Here is a 19,436-nt window from a genome sequence, read left to right on the forward strand (position 1 = left end):
CGCGGCACCCGCACGCGACCCAACCCGTCCTGCTTCAGGATCTCCAACTCGGCCTCACTCATAGATGTCATACCTCCAAACCTATGACATCTATGATACATCACGCTAGTCAGACCCCACGGTGCTTGGAGTGACGCTTACTTCTTAGCGGCAAAAAAAGCCTGCCTGGGGAACAGGTAGGCTTCGCGGCTCGGGCAGGGAGGAGGCCGTATCAGGCGAACGCTGTGCGCAGCTTTTCGGCCGCCGCCACCATGTTAGTGAAGGCAGTAGAAGTGGTTTCAAAACTTCATCCTGCGCATCGTTAGCATAACGCAGGCGATCATGAAGAAGGCATGGTAGATATTGAGGTGGTGCTCATGGCGCACGAGTAGCCTGCGGAAAGATCCGAACCAAGCGAAAGTGCGCTCGATTTTCCAACGGTGCTTGTAGAGTCGGAGCTTGCGGCCGTCTTGGGTCATTGGCCTGACACGGCCCTTGCGGTGAGGGACAATAAGATCGAAGCCCTTATGCTTGAGCATCTTGCGATGCTTATCGCTATCGTAGGCGCGGTCTGCGATTAGCTTGAGACCCCAGGGGCGACGGATTTTGAGGTGGTCGACAGCGTCTTCGAGAAGCGTGATTTCGGCCGGACTGGCGCTCGCGAGCCGACATGAAAGAGGAAGACCTTGGCCGTCTGCCACCACCATGCACTTCGTTCCTTTGCCCCGTTTGGTTTTGCCGACTCCGTCGCCCCTTTTTTCGCCGGAAAGAAGCTTGCATCGACGAACGACTGCTCCCAGTCCACCAGCCCTTGCGTATCGAGTTCCCGCAGAAAGGCTTCCCAGATGCTCTCCCAGACCTCCAGTTCCTCCCAATCACGCAAGCGGCGCCAGCAGGTCGAGGCACTCGGATACTCTTTGGGCAGATCACGCCAACGCGCTCCAGTCTTCAACACCCACAAGATGCCTTCCAGCACCACACGGTCGTCGCAGCGCGGCCGCGCCGTCTTCGCCCGTGGCGGCACGTGCTCGCTGATTTTATCCCATTGATCGTCAGTGATAAAGCGATTCGAATGGCTCACTCAGTTTAACGATCTGCCGCAGAGTACAAGCTTTTTCTGCGAGTTTTGAAACCGCTTCTAAAGCAATATCATCGTAGATATTATACAAAGCTGCATCCAGCCTCCTGGTTCTCAGCAATAAATCCAAATAGCTCGCTTGGAAGTTTATACAGAACGCATCCCTATTGAAATCTTGAAGATCAGCCGCAAAATTGGGGTGGTTGCAGTGGAGAACGTGTCGATGGCACAATTTACATTACATAAGCCATACTAGCATACGACATGGCGCAGTTGGAATGTGTAAAGGTTATGCCCCTCCAGTCGCAGCGGGAGCGCTACCCCTTGATTAGCCATTCATTCATTCATTCGTTCATTCATTCATAGACTCCTCGCATCCGCTGACGCCAGTAGGTCGAATTAGGATTAAGCTCCGCAGAAACCCTGTCTATAACACCTCTGCAACCAGCCCTCACGACTAAACCACCATCCTCATTTTCATAAACACCCTCCTCAATCAGATTTATAATAGTAACAAACATACTTTCAATAGAATCATACCGTGAAACATCGCTTCTTGAATAACTAGAACAACGATAAACGGGAGCGAATTCAACCTCGTCCTTATGAATTGGAACACAATAACAATCACCGCCAAAATCGATTAGTAATTCAAACATTTTAGTCTGCCAATGACTTTCAGCATCCCTTTCGAATACATTCATAGATCTTTCAAAGGGTTGGAAGAAAAAACCTGGTAACATACACGCATTCTCACCGACCCAATCATCTGAAATGCCGTTTTTATAAAGATATAGATCTTTCAGCTCCTTAGGTAAGCTCCACCCCCGAGAACTAAAATCCTCTAGCATATCAGACCGCACCGGAACAGCTTCCTCAAGCGCATCAGCTATTGAAAAACCTGCACGCTTATACGTATGAATAAGCAATTGAAATGTATGATTTATCATAGATCTAATCAAGGAACTACCAACACATCAAAGCAATCACCAAGCTTCATGTTATATTCAGCGAAGAAACGACTCAAGTCTCCCCCGTGCAACTGATTTTGGCTACGATCCACCAGCGAAGACACCGCACCCAAGCCTCCCTCAATAGTAGCGGCATATGGATATTCGTGCCAGTCGAAGTCTCCATACTGCCTTGCGCCTTTGTACCATTGCCTGACTCGCCGCTGAGCCAAAGATCTATTCCTATCTCTAAAATCTTCCCACTCCGCAGTATTCCTTGGGCCCACATGCAGGCGCTTGGGCAACCCCAACACTTGAGCACTCAAATCATGTGCAGCAACCTCAGCATAGCGGCTTGCGCTTACATAGAAATCCGGGCAATCACCTGAATCACGTTTCCTCAACCTCGTCAAAACTGACCGCGGACTACTATGTGGATCAGATGCCATCGCGACTTTTATGCGTTCTTCCTGTTTAGAATCCAGTCCATCCGGAACAAGTCGCCGTATTTCGGTAATAACCTGAGACGCGACTGCACTTTGGTAACTACTATAAGCCTGCATTCCAGCAACCGCATAAATTCCAAGGGTTACCTGCATCGTTACGGCTACTTTAACGCCTTGTCCAGCTAGGGAATATTCTTGAAACATCCCACTCGGATCGATCCCTACCACCGGGTTCGCGTGCGCATAGAGGTATTTGTGCAGCGTCTGCGGGTCGGAGCGCGAACCTTCGTAGGTGTCCAGCGTGTGGAAGCGGCCGGTTTCGGGGTTGAGGTAACGGGCGCGCAGGAAGTACATCCCGAGGTCCGCGTCCCATTGCTCGCCGGTGTAGAGGTAGGCGTTGAGGGTCCCGCGGCCGGTGGCGCTCAAGAGGAGGCCGAAGGCGTCGTAGCTGTAGGCGTCCGTCACCAGGCCCGCTTCGTCGGCGAGGGCGCGCACGGTCCCGAGGCCGTCGTAGAGGTAATACGACGTTTCCCAGGCGTTGGAGCGCAGCTGCGTCTGGCTGATAAGGTCGTGCCCGTAGGCATACACCTTCTCGACAGTCAAAGAACCGGTAAAGTCTTCGACCAACTCTTCTAACACCTGGCTGTAGCCCGTCAAGTTGTTGCGGTCCACCAGGTAGTAAGTCGTGGCGCCCCCGACCCTCTTCGCAAAGCGGTCGCCGTAGACATCATACGACACATCAATGACTTCCCCACTGCCGGCGGTGCGGCGGATCAGCTTGTTGCGGTAGTCGTAGACGTCCGTGCCTGCGGGACTCAGCGTCGTGTTGCCGTTGAAATCGTAGGCATCACGCGTCAGCCAGTCGTTCGCGCTGTAACCAAAGGTCTGCGCCCCTACCCCGGACAGCGACGAGGCACGCGTCAGGCGGTTGCCCACCTCATCGTAGGTGTAGCTGACGCTGCCGTCGTTGCTATACGGGTCGCCGGTGACGGCTTCACGCTTCAGGCGGTAAAGCTGGTCCTAGACGTAGTCCACCAACCGCCCGCTCGTATCGGTTTGCCGCGTGCGCAGACCCGAGGCGGCTGACGCCTAGACTCTATCCATAACGATACAAATTACATAGCCATGGCGCTCGCATATCTACCGGCTTCAAATGGTTCACCGAGATAAGCGCTACGAGGCGGGCAAGGCGTTGTTATGTTTAGTGAGATGCAGGCGATTGACCCTAAAAAACGATATCAAAGAATGAAACGCAGACTGCGGAGCCGTTGGAGGCTGAGTCAATCAAGACCTACTGCTCGCAGATGAAACGAGGGGCGTGATGATCAGAATGGGGCGGTTGCCGCCAAGAAGATGCCGATGGCGTTAATTTTACATTGTATCAGTCATATTGGCATACGCCATGACATGGCTGGTGCTGGTAAAGGTTATCCGAGCTCGCCGTAGATGCGGTAAGTTGCGCGGTCTTTGCCTTGAGGCGTTTGGGGCAAGCAGAAAGGAACCCGCTGTGTTAACAATCGAAGGGGCACTTTAATCCTTTGCTATCTTTCCATTATTGAAAATACAGAATACCATCCCGCAGTAAAACCTACCCACGATAAATCGAGAATAAACGAATATGAAGCCATCTCCCCAACCACAAATCCAGCAACAAAAACTATCACATTTACAATCGAAACAAGTGCTGCCACGCGTGGGGCAAAATTCATTCTTTCTTCATTTTTCAAACGTCTATAGCGGACAATGAACAGCACCAGACCTATCCAGCATAGACAATGCGTCACCATCAAGCTGCCGCTTAGCGCAAACGAAAGATAGGGACAAAAAGAAACAAATAAAAGCAACCATAATCTCATAGGTTTCAATAATTAAAACTCCTGACATAGTCGATAAATTTCTCAGGATCCTCCAGCGCTGTGGCATACCTGTTAAAATCATTTATTAAGCCCCCAAATTCGTCAATGGTATCGCATACATTGACCGCGCCACGAAACGATAGCACGCCTATTCCAATTGGGCTATTTCCAGCTTTCCCTCCTTGAAACACTGAGAAACTTGCAGCAACTCCATCACTCGTCATCGAGGGGGTAATACTTATCCGGGCCTCAATACCGCTTCGCTGAATTGCCATCGCCACCGTACGAAGCGATTCGACGACTTGTTCAGGAATTACGGATTTTAATCCGATGAGCGCAACTCGAAGCGCACCAGCAGAGAAATAAGAGGTAAATCCACTAAAGCCAAACCCACTTGAAACCCCTTTGCCCCAAATCATCCCAAACATGGATTCAAGACCCTTAGGTTTAGGCATTACTTTTCCAGGAGCGGAAAAAAACGACACGGTTGCTCCTCCTGCTACGGAAAGATATAAATCAGCTTTATCCCACAATGCGATCCCTCCCAAAGAAAGGGCGTATCCCACGCCCATCGAAGTGGAGCCTCCTATACGACCTCTTACTCCTCCAAAATAAACATCAGGATTGTGCCAGCCATGCTGAATTACTCTGTTCAGCCCTACTGCGCCTACAGTAACGCTTGCCATTGTCCCAATTACGGCAGCTACAACGATCCGTTCCGCCAACGTAAACATCCCGCTCGGATCCACGCCCATCACCGGATTCGCGTGCGCATATAGGTACTTGTGCAGCGTTTGCGGGTCGGAGCGCGAACCTTCGTAGGTGTCCAGCGTGTGGAAGCGGCCCGTGTCGGGGTTGAGGTAGCGGGCGCGCAGGAAGTACATCCCGAGGTCCGCGTCCCATTGCTCGCCGGTGTAGAGGTAGGCGTTGAGGGTCCCGCGGCCGGTGGCGCTCAAGAGGAGCGCCGAAGGCGTCGTAGCTATAGGCGTCCGTCACCAGGCCCGCTTAGTCGGCGAGGGCGCGCACGGTCCCGAGGCCGTCGTAGAGGTAATACGACGTTTCCCAGGCGTTGGAGCGCAGCTGTGTCTGACTGATCAGGTCGTGCCCGAAGGCATACACCTTCTCGACAGTCAAAGAACCGGTAAAGTCTTCGACCAACTCTTCTAACACCTGGCTGTAGCCCGTCAAGTTGTTGCGGTCCACCAGGTAGTAAGTCGTGGCGTCACCGACCGTTTTCGCAAAGCGGTCGCCGTAGTCATCATACGACACATCAATGACTTCCCCGCTTCCGGTAGTGCGGCGGATCAGCTTGTTGCGGTAGTCGTAGACGTCCGTGCCTGCCGGGCTGAGCGTCGTGTTGCCGTTGAAATCGTAGGCATCACGCGTCAGCCAGTCGTTCGCGCTGTAACCAAAGGTCTGCGCCCCCACTCCGGCCAGCGACGAGGCACGGGTCAGACGGTTGCCCACGGGTTAGTTTCGCTCCTGAAAACAAGCAGGGAGATTGCAGTTGGAAAACGACACAATCGCCATCTTTCAAAGAACATTCATAATTTGGCATAGAGACAAATCATCGACTACAGTTAGCCCGTGGGTTCATTTTGACTTAACCGCTGTATTAGCTTACTAAAGATTTCAACTAAAACAGGATCTGCTTTTTCAGCTTCCAGAAGCAATGCATAGTTAAACATTCGGAGCCGAGGGTTGCACTCTCGATATACTCCATAGCCGAATCTCCCTTCCTTATAAGTGCGACATTTCACCGAAATCGCTGATTCAGAATACTCAACAGTTAAAGTTCGCATCCGCTGGTTACTGGCATGCTCAATAATACTCAATCTAGAAACGCCGTCATTTTCTGAGACGACGCAAACCCTAATTTTGCTACTCCCGCGCGAAATGCGGCAATCAGCTATAAGTTGCATACGTTACTTAAGTTGGCTTCCATTTGGATACAAATAAAAGCTCTTATTGGGATAAAATCTAGTCCATTCCAGCTCGGATAGGTAGTAACCTGGAAGAAAACTTGAAGAATTTCTGCTGGATCTTGAAGTATCAAATCCTATGTCATAAATAAGACAACCCCGCGACATAATATTCTCGATCCAAGCGAAGTTAGCAATTTCCATCGCTCCTAAATCACTCCTGCCTCCAGGTGCCCATAATGGCGACATCGGACGTAATTCAGCTAACTCCTGCAAAAATTGATCTCCCTCCTCATCCCAGATGAATGCCTCAGCTTGAAACATTGGTGTGGATGCGTTCGAGATCGCGTGAGCAACGCGTTTCCAATTTTCTCCAATTACGGCCTTACAATCACCCTTTTTACTGCGAATCCGCTGAGCCTGAGAGACTGAAACCGTGCCAGATTTCGTCTCCATCACTTCTTTCCGCATATCAAGCGGTATCGTTACACTGGAAGGAGGCGCTTCAACCTCATCTGGCCACACATTAATAGACGGCCAAGGCACAGAAATGGCTGCCGTTTCCATATGAAGCATGTATGTGAGCGCCACTACCCCCAGCAGGGCGAGGCCAACCGAGGCTGAAGAAAGTGAATACGCCTGAGCAAACATCCCACTCGGATCCACCCCCATCACCGGATTCCCGTGTGCATACAAATACTTGTGCAGCGTTTGCGGGTCGGAGCGGAAGCCTTCGTAGGTGTCCAGGGTGTGGAAGCGGCCGGTTTCGGGGTTGAGGTAGCGCGCACGCAGGAAGTACATCCCGAGGTCCGCGTCCCATTGCTCGCCGGTGTAGAGGTAGGCGTTGGGGGTGCCGTGGCCGGTGGCGCTCAAGAGGAGGCCGAAGGCGTCGTAGGTGTAGGCATCCGTCACCAGGCCCGCTTCGTCGACGAGGGCGCGCACCGTGCCGAGGCCGTCGTAGAGGTAATACGACGTTTCCCAGTGATCCGGAGCCCCCTGCGGTAGCAGCTGCGTCTGGCTGATCAGATCATGCCCGTAGGCATACACCTTCTGGACAGTCAAAGAACCGGTAAAGTCTTCGACCAACTCTTCTAACACTTGGCTGTAGCCCGTCAAGTTGTTGCGGTCCACCAGGTAGTAAGTCGTGGCGTCACCGACCGTTTTCGCAAAGCGGTCGCCGTAGACATCATACGACACATCAATGACTTCCCCGCTTCCGGTAGTGCGGCGGATCAGCTTGTTGCGGTAGTCGTAGACGTCCGTGCCTGCGGGACTCAGCGTCGTGTTGCCGTTGAAATCGTAGGCATCACGCGTCAGCCAGTCGTTCGCGCTATAACCAAAGGTCTGCGCCCCCACCCCGGCCAGCGACGAGGCACGCGTCAGGCGGTTGCCCACGTCATCGTAGGTGTAGCTCACACTGCCGTTATTGCCGTGGGGATCGTCCGCCACCGTTTCGCGCTGCAGCCGATAAAGCTGGTCGTAGACATAGTCGACCACCCGACCGCTCGTCTCGGTTTGCCGCGTGCGCATCCCGCCGCGACTGAGCGTATACGCATAACTATTGTAGGTGCGCCCGTCCGTGTGACTGATATCCAGATTGGTAAGGCGGTAAAGTGAGCCGTAGCTCCAGACATGCGTGATGTCGTTGGCATACGTCATCGCAGCTAGGTTGCCCACCTCGTCATAAGCGTAACTGTGCGCCAACGGCGGTTGCTGCGCCCCGTGATCATAAACTTGCGCCAGTCGACCCAGCTCATCGTAGTCATAGGCGAGTTGAACGCCATTCGCATTATTCGAAGCGACGCCCGTCAACTGCCCCGCGGGGTTGTAGCTATAAGTGAGCGTGCCTTCAGCCGACTGCTTTGAGATGAGGTGGCCTTGCGCATCATAAGCATAAATCTCACGGTGCAGAACTTCGTCCAGGTAGTTGTAAGTCGCGGCAGAAGTCAACTGCCCGGTGCCATCATAGGTATATTCCAGCTTGGCCGTAGCATGGGCATAGATCAGCGACGGGTGCGAAGGGTCAGCCTCCTCCGTCACCAGACGATCCATTCCATCATAGGTGTAGGTGGTGGTGTAGCCGTTGAAATCGGTGCGGGTGGTCAAGGCGCCATTCAGATGATAGGTATAGTGCTCCACCTGCCCCTCCGGCAGGGCACGCCAGGTGCGGCGGCCCATCACGTCATAACCATAGCGTGTGGTGTGCCCTTCCGCATCGGTCTGGGCAGTCACGTTGCCCGCCTCGTCATAGGCATAAGTGGTAACCGGTCGATCGCCCCCAGCCTCCGGGGCGGGTTGCGTCACCGTCAGCAAGCGCCCCAGCGCGTCGTAGCCGTAGTCGGTGCGCTTGCCCTTCTGATCGATCGAGGCGACGCGGCGCCCCAAGGTATCGTAGACCGTCTCCGTCGTCGTTCCGTCCGCATATGTGGTCACCGTCGGGCGGCTGAGCGCGTCGTAAGTCGTTGAAGTGGTGCGGCCGAGGGCATCTTCCACCGCGACCTGGTTGCCCGCCGCGTCGAAGAAGCTCTTCGTCACGCGCCCCAAAGCGTCCGTCACCGCGCCGCGACGGCCCGAGCAACCGCACTGATCGTCGTAGGTATAAAAGGTCGCATGGCCCAGCGCATCCACGCTCGTCTCCACCCGACCCAATGCGTCGTAGTCGTTGCTGGTAAAGGGGTTGTCCTGCAGCTCGGGGGCCGCGAGGACCGCCTCAACATTCCTCAACGCTGCCGGATCGGCCGGCATCGTCTCGTCGGGCAAGATGGTGCGCACCACCCGGCCCAGCGCGTCGTAGATGTAGTAGGTGGTGCGCCCAGCGCGATCGGTGCGCGAAAGGGAGCGACCTTCCGCATCGTAGACCGTGGAATCGAAGCGGCCGTCGGCGTAGGTCGTCTGGATCAGATTGCCACGCGCGTCGTAGGCGTAGGTCGTGGGGCGGCCCAGCTGGTCGATCGTCCGCGCCTGCTTGCCAATCGCATTGTATTCGACGCGGGAAGTGGTGCCGTCGGCATAAGTCGTCTGCACCACGCGGTCGTTCCGATCGTAGGCATACTGCGTCGTCGCCGTTTCTACTTCCAAGGCCGTGCCGGTGGCGTCGTAAACGGTGCGCTGCTGCGTCTGGCTCGTCTGATTGCCGCGGCTGTCATATGTATAGCTGCTGACCCGCAGGACATTGCCGTTGGCGTCGCGCAGCTCCGTCCGCGTGGTGTTGCCCAGAGAGTCGTATTCGTGAGCCGTCGTATTACCCGCCCCATCTGTCATACTCGTGAGGTCGCCGCGGGCATTGTAGGCAAAGGCGGTCACATTACCCGACGCGTCTTCCATGCGCGTGAGATTGCCAGCGGCGTCATATGCAAACTCCGTCACGTTGCCATTCGGGTCTTCGATGGTCAGCGGGTTGCTGTTCGCATCGTAGGTGTAGGTTGTCGTGGCAACGGCCACTTCGCCCTCCGCGTTGGTGAAGTATTGCGTTTCGCTCAGCACGTTGTTGCGTGCGTCGTAGGTGCGCTCGGTCACGTTGCCCAGCGGGTCCTCTTCTCGCGTCACATTGCCGCGCACATCGTAATCCATCCGCGTTGTCAGCCCTGGTCCTTCCAGGTTCTCGGGATCGACGGTGGTGGTCGCGACCACATTGCCCTCGAAGTCGTATTCGTGCACCGTCTCGAAGCCCAGACGGTCCACGATCACTTCCTTGCGCGTCGGAATGTCGTGCTCGAGCGTGATCGGGAAGCCTTCCGCATCCACCTGCCCGATCACCCGCCCCTGCTCGTCATATTCGGTGCGGATCGCCCGTACCCCACGAGGGTCGATGACCTCCGTCAGGTAATACGGGAAGGCGGCGTTTTCATAGCGATATTCGGTAAAGGTGCCATACAGCGGGCTCTCCGGGTCGTTGCCTTCGCGGTCGGTGAACTTCACCAGACGCCCCTCGGTGTCGTAGTCGTAGGCCAATGCGTTTCCGTCCGGGTCTTCGATCCGCGTGATCCGACCAGCACCGTCGCGGGTGAACGCAATCGAACGCCCACTGCTGTGGAAGACGCCATCCTCCGTAATCCTGAGCGTGTTCTGGTTGCGGTCCGTTACCTTACGCAGGCCCAAGACCTCCGCAATCTCCAACCGCGTGCCATCCAGGGCCGTGTAGACATATGCCTCCGGATCCAGCACCCCCGCCCCAAAGTCATCGATCTGGTAGATCCCGTCGCCGTCGTCGTCGACCAGCGGGAAGCTTGGATTGGCGGCAGTCAGTGCCAGAGAGCCGACCGAGCCATGAATGGGCCGAAAACGCAGCACAGCCGCCGTCGGTTGCGGGCCGATGACGGTACCCTGAGGCTCGGTGTAGGCTTCGAACTGCTCCACCTGCCCATCTCCCAGCACCACAGTCACAATTGCCGGACGGACGGGCCGGAAAACCCACCTCCCGGACAGGCCGCTGCTCGTGGCATCCAGATACCACTCGGAGCCGAGAGCGTGGTTTTCATAGACCTGAACCGCTCGGAGCCCCAGATCCCAGCCACGACCGAAATCTCCCTGCAGCTCACCACGGCTGTCGTAGCTACGCAGTATCTGCACAGGGATGCCACTCACCGGCAACTGCAAATCCTCAAATGCTAATGCGAAATGGCCCACCTTCATCTGAGAGTCGACCACCACGGATTGCGCCACCTTGTAGGAGCGCCCGAGAACGTCCACCGCCCGCAGTTGAACCTCGTAGATACCATTGCGAAGCATCGTCGGGTCAAATGTGCCGAGCACCCCCGCAGTCACTTCTTGAGTGCCGGTTGCAAAGACGGTCCACTCGCTGGTGCCCTTAAGCCGGTGTGCCAGCGTATACTGCTCCAGCAGCGCACTGGTGACGGTGCCCACCACCGCTGTCGGCGCCGTCACAATAGAGTCCGCAGCGGGAGAAGTGAGTTCCGCAAAGGGCGGTGCATTATCGTCTGAAACATAAAGAGTAATGCCCATCGGGTCGCTGGCGAAGCCGGAATCGTCGGTAGCGACCGCCGTCAAATGACTTACGGGTGCGAGCACTTCGTTGTCTGGAAGCGATAATGTGAACGTGTCCCCACCGGCGGCACTTGCAAAACCAAGAGACTGGCCGTCGGCGAATAACTCGACTTGCGCAATCGTCCCGTCGGCGTCCGTGGCTCGCACCATTAGGGTCAGGGGTAGTCCTGGCTTCAGCACGGCCTCGTCTGTTGGCGAGAGCCAAGCCACCTCCGGGCCATGCACGACCTCAATCGTCACATAATCGAGGCTGTAGAGCTCGCCGTCGGACACATAAAATTGAAGCACATAGGTGCCCGCTTTTGAAAAGTAAGCTTGGACTTCTGGCCCCTGCGGCAGCTCGATTTCCACTGGCGCAGGACCCGAAATAAAGAGCCACTTTGCCGTAATCCAACCGCCCAAGGGCAGGCCGTCGTCGGCCACCTGGCCCACCAGACGCGCGCCCGCCTGCAGCGTTACCTTTTGATCCGGACCAGCATCGATTTGCGGAGGCTGGTTGGGCAGCGGTTCGACGATAATGGTAACTTCATCAATCCCGGTCAAATCGCCGTCAGAGGCCGACAACGCGAGAACGTAGGTGCCCTCAGTATCAAAACTCACTTGGGTGGCAATAGCGTTGGGTTGGGTGATCGAAACATTGCCTGGCCCGCTCACGAGCGACCATTGTGCCGTCAGAGTCGCCGGCAGGGGCAACCCATCGTCGCTGACCGAACCCTCAAGCGTCACTTGAGCATGCAGCGCCACCGTGCGGTCCGCTCCGGCATCGACAACAGGAGCCGTATTGGCAGGCAGGCGGTAGGATACCGTAACGCTGTCGCTCCCCTGAAGCTCGGAATCGTCTGCCGTGAGGGTAAAGGTATAGTCGCCAGGCACAGAAAAAACGACCTCCGTATCGAGAGCAGAGGGATCAATTATTGCGGCCCCCTGCGCAGGTTCCACGGTCCAACCAGTGGAAACCCCTCCTCCCTCTGGAAGACCATCGTCAGCAAAGACTCCGTGTAGCCAGATGCGATCCTGAGGCCAAGTGACGACCGAAGAATCGCCAGCATCTACAAAAGGAGCAAGATTCGTAGGTATAGGCGGACAACGCCCTGCCCCACGGGCCGCGTAAATAGACTGTATCTCGCTGCCGGACAGAGCTCGGCTATAGATTGCCAGTTCGTCAATTCGGCCGGCCAGAGTGCGTGTGTCAAAAGCTCCAAAGATCAGCGTTTCTGCCACTTCCAACAACATGCTCCCGTCGATCCGGTGGTAAACTTGAATGCCGTCGAGATACAGAGTGACACTGCTTTCGCTCTGATCCAAGACCACCGAAATATGATGCCACTCAGTGCCAAGGCTGGAGCCGACATAAAATGTGGTATAGCCTGATACGGTAGGATACGTGCAGTAGATTCTCGCGCCATTATAGTCCGAAAGCAGGCCGACATTGCCCCAACGGAAGAGGCCATCAACCCCTGCCCCGTCACGTTTAAACCAGAATTCTACTGTCAAGGCACCGGCGTGCTCAACTTGAGCAGCCGCCTCGCCAGAGCTGACCAAAAACGATTGTCCTCCCTGAAAGCCAAACCCATTGAGATAAATGCCCGCGTCGTGGCCTGCCAGATTTTGGCTCCGGGCTTCAAGGTTACCCTTCCGATCAAAATCGCTATTTCCATCCCAGAACGCGACTAGACCTTCAGGAGAATCAACCGAGCACGGCTCATCGATACGAACACTTATGAATTTAGTTACAGAAGCCAAACCGTCGTTTGCCGTTAGTTGCAGAAGATAACTACCGGCCCGCGCAAAAGAAGCCGTCGAAGCCGCTAATCTAACGTCTTTGAACGCAACCAGTCCGGATGGCTCCTCACCATTGGCGATTGGCCCCATCAACACCTTCCACTCCGTAACGACATCCCCGCCCGGTAATCCATCGTCCGACACGCTAGCCCCGAGTCCTATTGATTCACCAACTGAGCCCGCAAGTGGATCCTGGGTTATATCGATCAGAGGAGCTTCATTTAAAAATCCCACCGGGCACCTACCGGATCCACCTGCTTTGTAAAGTGCTCCGATCTCAGCGGCATCCAGTGCGCGACTATAGATGGCGAATTCATCAAGCTCTCCGTTTAGTCGTCTATGGTCGTATGCCCCTACCAAAAGCGTCTCGGAAAGACGCGTTCGCAAATCCGGGTTTGCCAGTGTGTAAACTTGCTTCCCGTCCACGAAAGCCCGCAATCTTTGCTCTGGTTCACTGAGGACAACAGCCATGTGATGCCAGTCGGTGCCCAATGCAACTCCTGCGTAAGGTGAAGAGGATCCGCCTGCAACAGGATAGGTAAAGTATAGCCGCGCCCCGTTATAATCAGACAATACCCCAAAATCTCCCCAACGAAACAGACCGTCCGTTCCTGCACCGCTCCTTCGCATCCAAAACTCGACAGTAACTTCGCCGGTTTCAGCAATACTTTCCAGCAGGGCACCTACATCCGCTTCAAGTTCCTGACCATTGGCAAAGTGAAACCCAGTGGTATAAATGCCTGGCATGAAGGCCAGCGGAGCAACAACATCAAGCTCTATGGCACCAAGCTGATCCCAGCGACGAGTCCCATCCCAGAAAGCGATGAGATCTGGAGGTGAGTCAAATGTGCATAAATCATCAACCCGGACCGTAACCTCATCCCTTCCTGAAGCTAACCCATCGGACACTTCCAACTGCAGCCGATATGTGCCGGGACGGGTGAAATTTACTTGGGGATCCAGCACATTCCTATCACTAAAAGATACCAGTTCGCGGGGATCTTCAACTCCTGTAGAATTAGGGGCTTCAAGAACGTCCCATTCCATCCACAACTGGTTCAGCGGAGCACCATCGTCGCTTACATCACCATTCAGCGGCAGCGGATCTCCAACAGTCGTTACCATTAGATCTTCCTCTATCGTCACCATCGGTGCACTATTTGGCAGATATACCGGGCAGCGCCCCATACCCTTACCTTGATAAAGCGACACAATCTCCGCTCCTGTTAAGACACGGTCATAGATGGCAAATTCATCCAGCGACCCCGTCATTCTGCGGTGATCATAGCCGCCTAGCCGCAAAACATCGGATAGCATAAGATTGAGGTTGGCATTCACGACTTTGAAGATGCGAACCCCATCAAGATAAACCTCAAACGAATGATCTTCCTTCTTGAGGAGAAACGCCACATGGTGCCATTCCATCCCCAGTGCGACCGATACGTAGGGGGTAGCAATCCCGGTTGTTGTGGGGTAGGCGCAATAAAATCTGCTTCCGCTGTAATCTGAGAGTGCACCCAAATCCCCCCACCGGAAGATGCCATCAACGCCTGCCCCGGCTCGTTTAAACCAAAACTCGACGGTAACCTCCTCACTTTCGGCGATCTGCTCCGCAAGATGCGGAACTCTCGCCTCAAGCTCTTGCCTGGAATCGAAGGAGAATCCTCCCAAGAACTTACCTTCTGAATAGTGGCCACATTCGCCACCGTCCAAAGGAACATCACCAATCAAATCATGGTACCCATCATTGCCATCCCAAAAGGCGATCAGACCGGAAGGAGAGGGTTCGCAGTCTTCCGAAATCCTGATTTCCTGCCGCTGGCGGGCTACAGCTATTCCGTCGGACACCTCGAGCTCCAACAGGTAAACACCTTGGCGTAAAAAGGTCGCACGCGTGCCCGGCGATGTGGGCTCATCAACAAGAACGAGATCATCTGGAGACTCTTCCCCGGTGGTCGGAGCGCTCAAGACATGCCAGAAATACGTAAGATTTTCACTGGACTCATCAGGATCAGAAGCCGCCGCCTCTATCCAAACCACAGTATCATAAAAGTCGGCCGCGCTTAATAAAATAGGATCCAACGGCTCAATCAAGGGAGGTCGGTTCAATATTTCGACGGTAAACTCCTGAATGGAAAATTCATCATTTCGGTCTAGCACCATAATGGATACAGGTACGAATGCCGGCGTATCTCCTGTCACCTTGAAAGTCAAAAGGCCCGTCTTCGAATCCAAGACCGCGTCCGAAGGCCCGCTTAAAAGTGTAAATATATGCTCGTAAGGTATGGCGTCTACGTCTTCAACTACCGGGAAGTAGCGGAATTCATCCGACAAGCATTCCCCTTCCACACCAAACGCGAAGGGAGGCCTGCTCAAGAAACGAGGACGCGTCTCAAGCGGAAGTGCTACAACTATACCAAACTCTTGCTGAGATCGCCCCCCATTGTCATCTCTGACTTCAATGACCACCTTGAAAGCGCCTTGGCTTTCGGGTGACCAGGAGATCATCCCGCTCTGTGCGTCGATCATCATCCCTACAGGATGCTCAATGAGGTGATAGGTCAGAAAATCACCATCTTCATCACTCGCTTGGACACGATGTTGATAGTGAGGCGGCGGCACCAGTTCAAGGCTGGTGGTAAGGAAGAAGTTGGAGCCACAGCAGTAACGCTCAGCGAAAAAGATGTCGAAATCGTAGGTTTTACCGACGGTCAGTCCCAATGTGTCGAGGTCTACATTGCCCTCGACTGGGCCATGCACGCCTCCCAGATCGACCACGAGTTTACGGTCTATAAAGACCCAAACGTCATCGTCCCCTCTAAACGAGAACTGTTCGCCTCCACGATAGGTAAAGGTGCTATGGCCTGTCATCGTGAAATAGCGGTTTAGCTCAGTTGAACCGAAATCGAGCAAGCGTGACGTCAAAGGAAAGAATTGGCTGCTCTGGAACTCGTAGATGCCAGAACCCGGAATCTTTTCCGCTAGGAACAGGGGCATCCGCGCAGTTTCATTTACTCCAGGCACATCATGAAACCATTGGTAAAAGCTATCCTCACTCTGTATCGCGTTCTGACTGATCGCAGTATTCAATACCGGCGTTCCATCGTCTCCCAAGGCATCCATAACCAGATTCTTTACCCACCCTGAGAGCGTCCATTGCATGTCGGGGTGCGAGCTAGTAAAGTCCCGAAATGTTGCCAAGATATAAGCACCTTTCTCCTCGGAGACCTCGACAGCTGTAATGGGAGTCGAGGTGAAAAACGGATCATGGTTGATGTGCCGGACCGTAATCACAATTGTAGCTACCACCGAAGCTTCCCCGTCTGAAATCAGGATTTCAAACCCGTCAGTGCCCGAAAAACCCGGCAAAGGATCGTATCGGAAATCGGCTCCCGCGATGAAAGTAATGATCCCTCTCTCAGGAGCTGATCTAACCGTGAATGTGAGGTGATCGCCATCGACGTCATGCGCCGGAATCGTTCCCAACAGCGACTGGTCCTCATCCGTTTCGAGGAAAAGATCTTCCGCCACCGGCGCATCGTTTCGAGGCTCAACCTCGATCGTCACCTTCGCACTGGAAGACGTCTGCCCGTCGGAGACGGAAAATGTAAAGCTGTCGGGCCCGAAGTAGTCGGTCGTTGGCGTGTAGTGAAAGCTGCCATCGCTTACCAGCCCAAGACTCCCATGCTGCACGTCGGAAACAAGTGCGAATGAAAGTGCGTCGCCGTCGACATCGGTGGCCGAAAGCAAACCGCTCAGTACAGTATCTTCTGGCGTCGTGTAAGTAGCCGCGATGGCGTGGGGCGCGTCATTGACCGGGGCAACGGTCACAACCACTTGCGCTTGAGCCGACAATTCACCGTCCGAAACTGCGACGCGAAAGGAATCGAGCCCGTTGAAATTGACCCTAGGCTCGTAGCGGAAGCTGCCGTCCATAGCGACAATTGCCGCACCGAATGACGGACCATCGACCAAAGAAAAACGCAACTCGTCTCCATCCACATCTGTTGCTGTCAAGTGGCCTACCACTGCAACATCTTCGATCGTCTCCAGCGCTGAGTCTGCCATGATGGGCACGTCATTCACCGCCTCTACCTCGATCGAAACGATGGCAGTAGCGACGTATTCACCATCTGACACCTGATAGATGAAGGTGTCTTTACCGTTGAAGTTAAGAGGCGGCGTATAAGTGAAGCCACCTTCTGCCTGGATCACGACCTGACCGTAAGCAGGGCCGCTGACCAAGGTGTAGGTCAAGGCATCACCATCTGCATCCTGCCCTGCAAGCTGCCCAGCCAGAGCCGTATCCTCTGGCGTGGTGAATGCGAGATCCTGCGCTACCGGAACGTCGTTAACGGCAGCGACGGTAATGACCGCAACAGCACGCCCGGAGAGCGCACCATCGGAGACCGAGAAGACGAATGTATCGGAACCGTGGAAGCCAGGCGGAGGCTCATAGACGAAGCTGCCATCTGTTTGTAGACGCAATCTGCCGTGCGCAGGCGCTTCCACCATCTCGAAAGCAAGATCGTCACCATCCGGGTCGAAGGCGACGAGCAACGCGGCCAAAGGCGCTCCCTCGGCAGTTTGGAAAGCCTGGTCTGAGACTACCGGCGTCTGGTTTTCTGGCTCTGGCCCTACGGAACCATTCAAAGGAGCCAATACATCGATACGGCCACTGCTATTGAGGGTCAGACGATCGACGGCAAAATTCCCTCTCAGACGTCCGTTAACCATCAGATGGCGATCAGGAGCAATCACGATGGCGTAGGCGGTGCAGCCCGTGTTCAGCGTCACGTCTCCCCGAGCCTCCAGGCGCACCCAAGCCGGGTTTGCAGAGCTTCCTACTTTGCCGTTGATCGTCAGCGAGTCGCGCAGGCGGATGACCACCGGCCCAGCAACCTCGAGCTGGCTGTTGCCGTTCAGCGTCAGGCTCTCGAAGGAATAGACCTCCGGCGTTTCGGCACCGGTGGTTCCCAGGACGAGGCCGCTTCCGGCATTGACGGTAAAGCGCCCGTAACGGCCTGCGGGAAGGGGCTTGAGGCCGACGTTCGAATTCAAGTTGAGATCACGCAGCGTCAAAGGGTCGCCAAACAGATCGGAGGGTGTGTTGAGCGTTACTTGGCGCGTCCCGCTCGGCGGAGTCCAATCCCCCACCCTCGGCAGTTCCGTGGCGTCCGTCCTCGTGACGATGTGTTGCAGCGTCGCGCCGCTATTCAGGTAGAGCGTATGGCCACTGGGGCTGGCCGCGCCCGCTCCCGGGGCCACACCAGCGAAAGTAGGCGTGCCATTTTGCACGATGGTAGGATCCCCTGGCAGATACCAATCACCCTCCACCTGCGCTCCCCCGTTTACACTGCCGCCTTCGGGCAGCATTTGCTGGAGATCCCCCGAAAGACGCCCATTCAGCGTGGGAAAATGCCTCACCTGCGCACGAACGGTCGCGTCGAGGTTACCGTCGTCTTGAAATGCATCTGGAGTGAGTTCGCTCGGAGTCGGGACCGGCTCTGGAAAAACTGCAAGCGGCGCTTGATCAATGCGCGCGCCTGAATTGAGCGTGAGCCATTTGGCAACAACGGGGCCTACGATGCGGCTGCGATCATTGAGCGTCAGACGCTGGTTCACCACCCGCACCTCGCCAAAGACCTCGGCTCCCGTGTTTAACGTAAGCCCGCCTTCGACAATCTCCAGTCGTAGAAGATCAGGCCGGGCGGCGTCGCCCACCACCCCTTGCATGCTGGTCCAATTCTTGATCCGGAGGTCGACCGGCCCCGCCACGGCAATGGCCCCGCCCGCGTTTAATAAGAGGTTTTCGACATAATAGACAGCTGGCTCGGACGCACCAGCAACTCCCAGGACCAGTGCGCTGCCGGCGTTGATGCTCCAACTACCGTAGCTCCCGGCTGGTAAGGCGTGAGAGCCCGCACCTTGATTGAGCGTCAGACCTTTGATGCTCGCAGCCTCTCCCAACGCGTCACTCGGGAGACTCAAGGTGATCCAACGTGATCCTGCAGGCGGCAAATACGTTGCCGCAGCAGGCCAGACGGGCGGATTGGAATTAATTTTCAGCGTCGCAAGTGTGCTTCCATGGTTCAGCGTTACTACCGACCCGATTGGCTCACCTACACTACCCCCTTCGACGATTTGACCTAGCTTACCACCCTGCGTTACGATAGATGGAGAGCCAACGACATACAAATCACCCGATATTTCAGCTCCAGAATTCAGGATCACGCTTTCGGGATGAACCTGAAGTACATTTCCTTCAATAACGCCGTTCAACTCAATATTCTTATAGACAAGAACTTGGGCTTCCAGGCACACTCCAAAAATGGCACAAAGCAGCGCCATCCACGCGACAGGGAGGATTTTCATAGGATCGGGAAGTAAGCAGCAGAAAAACGATCTAAACGACCAAG

7 protein-coding genes and 1 pseudogene are annotated in these 19,436 nt (G+C 55.1%); all 8 read right to left on the reverse strand.

Features of this window, described 5'->3' with window-relative positions:
- Positions 1 to 278: 278 nt before the first annotated feature.
- Positions 279 to 854, reverse strand: a complete 576-nt coding sequence (locus Q7P63_05450; protein ID MDP0499530.1) for an IS5 family transposase — start codon at positions 852 to 854, stop codon at positions 279 to 281.
- Positions 855 to 880: 26 nt separating this feature from the next.
- A pseudogene (locus tag Q7P63_05455) lies at positions 881 to 1,003 on the reverse strand (transposase).
- A gap of 410 nt (positions 1,004 to 1,413) precedes the next feature.
- Positions 1,414 to 2,007 (reverse strand): hypothetical protein, encoded by a 594-nt coding sequence (locus Q7P63_05460; protein ID MDP0499531.1) that lies wholly within the window; start codon positions 2,005 to 2,007, stop codon positions 1,414 to 1,416.
- An 8-nt stretch (positions 2,008 to 2,015) separates the two neighbouring features.
- Positions 2,016 to 3,389, reverse strand: a complete 1,374-nt coding sequence (locus Q7P63_05465; protein MDP0499532.1) for an RHS repeat-associated core domain-containing protein — start codon at positions 3,387 to 3,389, stop codon at positions 2,016 to 2,018.
- Positions 3,390 to 3,994: 605 nt separating this feature from the next.
- The gene (locus Q7P63_05470; GenBank protein MDP0499533.1) at positions 3,995 to 4,309 is read right to left on the reverse strand and encodes a hypothetical protein; all 315 of its coding nucleotides are present in this window, start codon (positions 4,307 to 4,309) and stop codon (positions 3,995 to 3,997) included.
- Between the two features lie 5 nt (positions 4,310 to 4,314).
- Positions 4,315 to 5,265, reverse strand: a complete 951-nt coding sequence (locus tag Q7P63_05475; protein MDP0499534.1) for an RHS repeat-associated core domain-containing protein — start codon at positions 5,263 to 5,265, stop codon at positions 4,315 to 4,317.
- A 49-nt stretch (positions 5,266 to 5,314) separates the two neighbouring features.
- Complete coding sequence (locus tag Q7P63_05480) at positions 5,315 to 5,776, reverse strand: hypothetical protein (GenBank protein MDP0499535.1); 462 nt, start codon at positions 5,774 to 5,776, stop codon at positions 5,315 to 5,317.
- 458 nt (positions 5,777 to 6,234) lie between these two features.
- Positions 6,235 to 19,392, reverse strand: a complete 13,158-nt coding sequence (locus tag Q7P63_05485) for an Ig-like domain-containing protein (GenBank protein ID MDP0499536.1) — start codon at positions 19,390 to 19,392, stop codon at positions 6,235 to 6,237.
- Positions 19,393 to 19,436: the final 44 nt, after the last annotated feature.

It is taken from the genome of Verrucomicrobiota bacterium JB022 (assembly GCA_030673845.1).
GTDB lineage: Bacteria > Verrucomicrobiota > Verrucomicrobiia > Opitutales > Oceanipulchritudinaceae > WOUP01.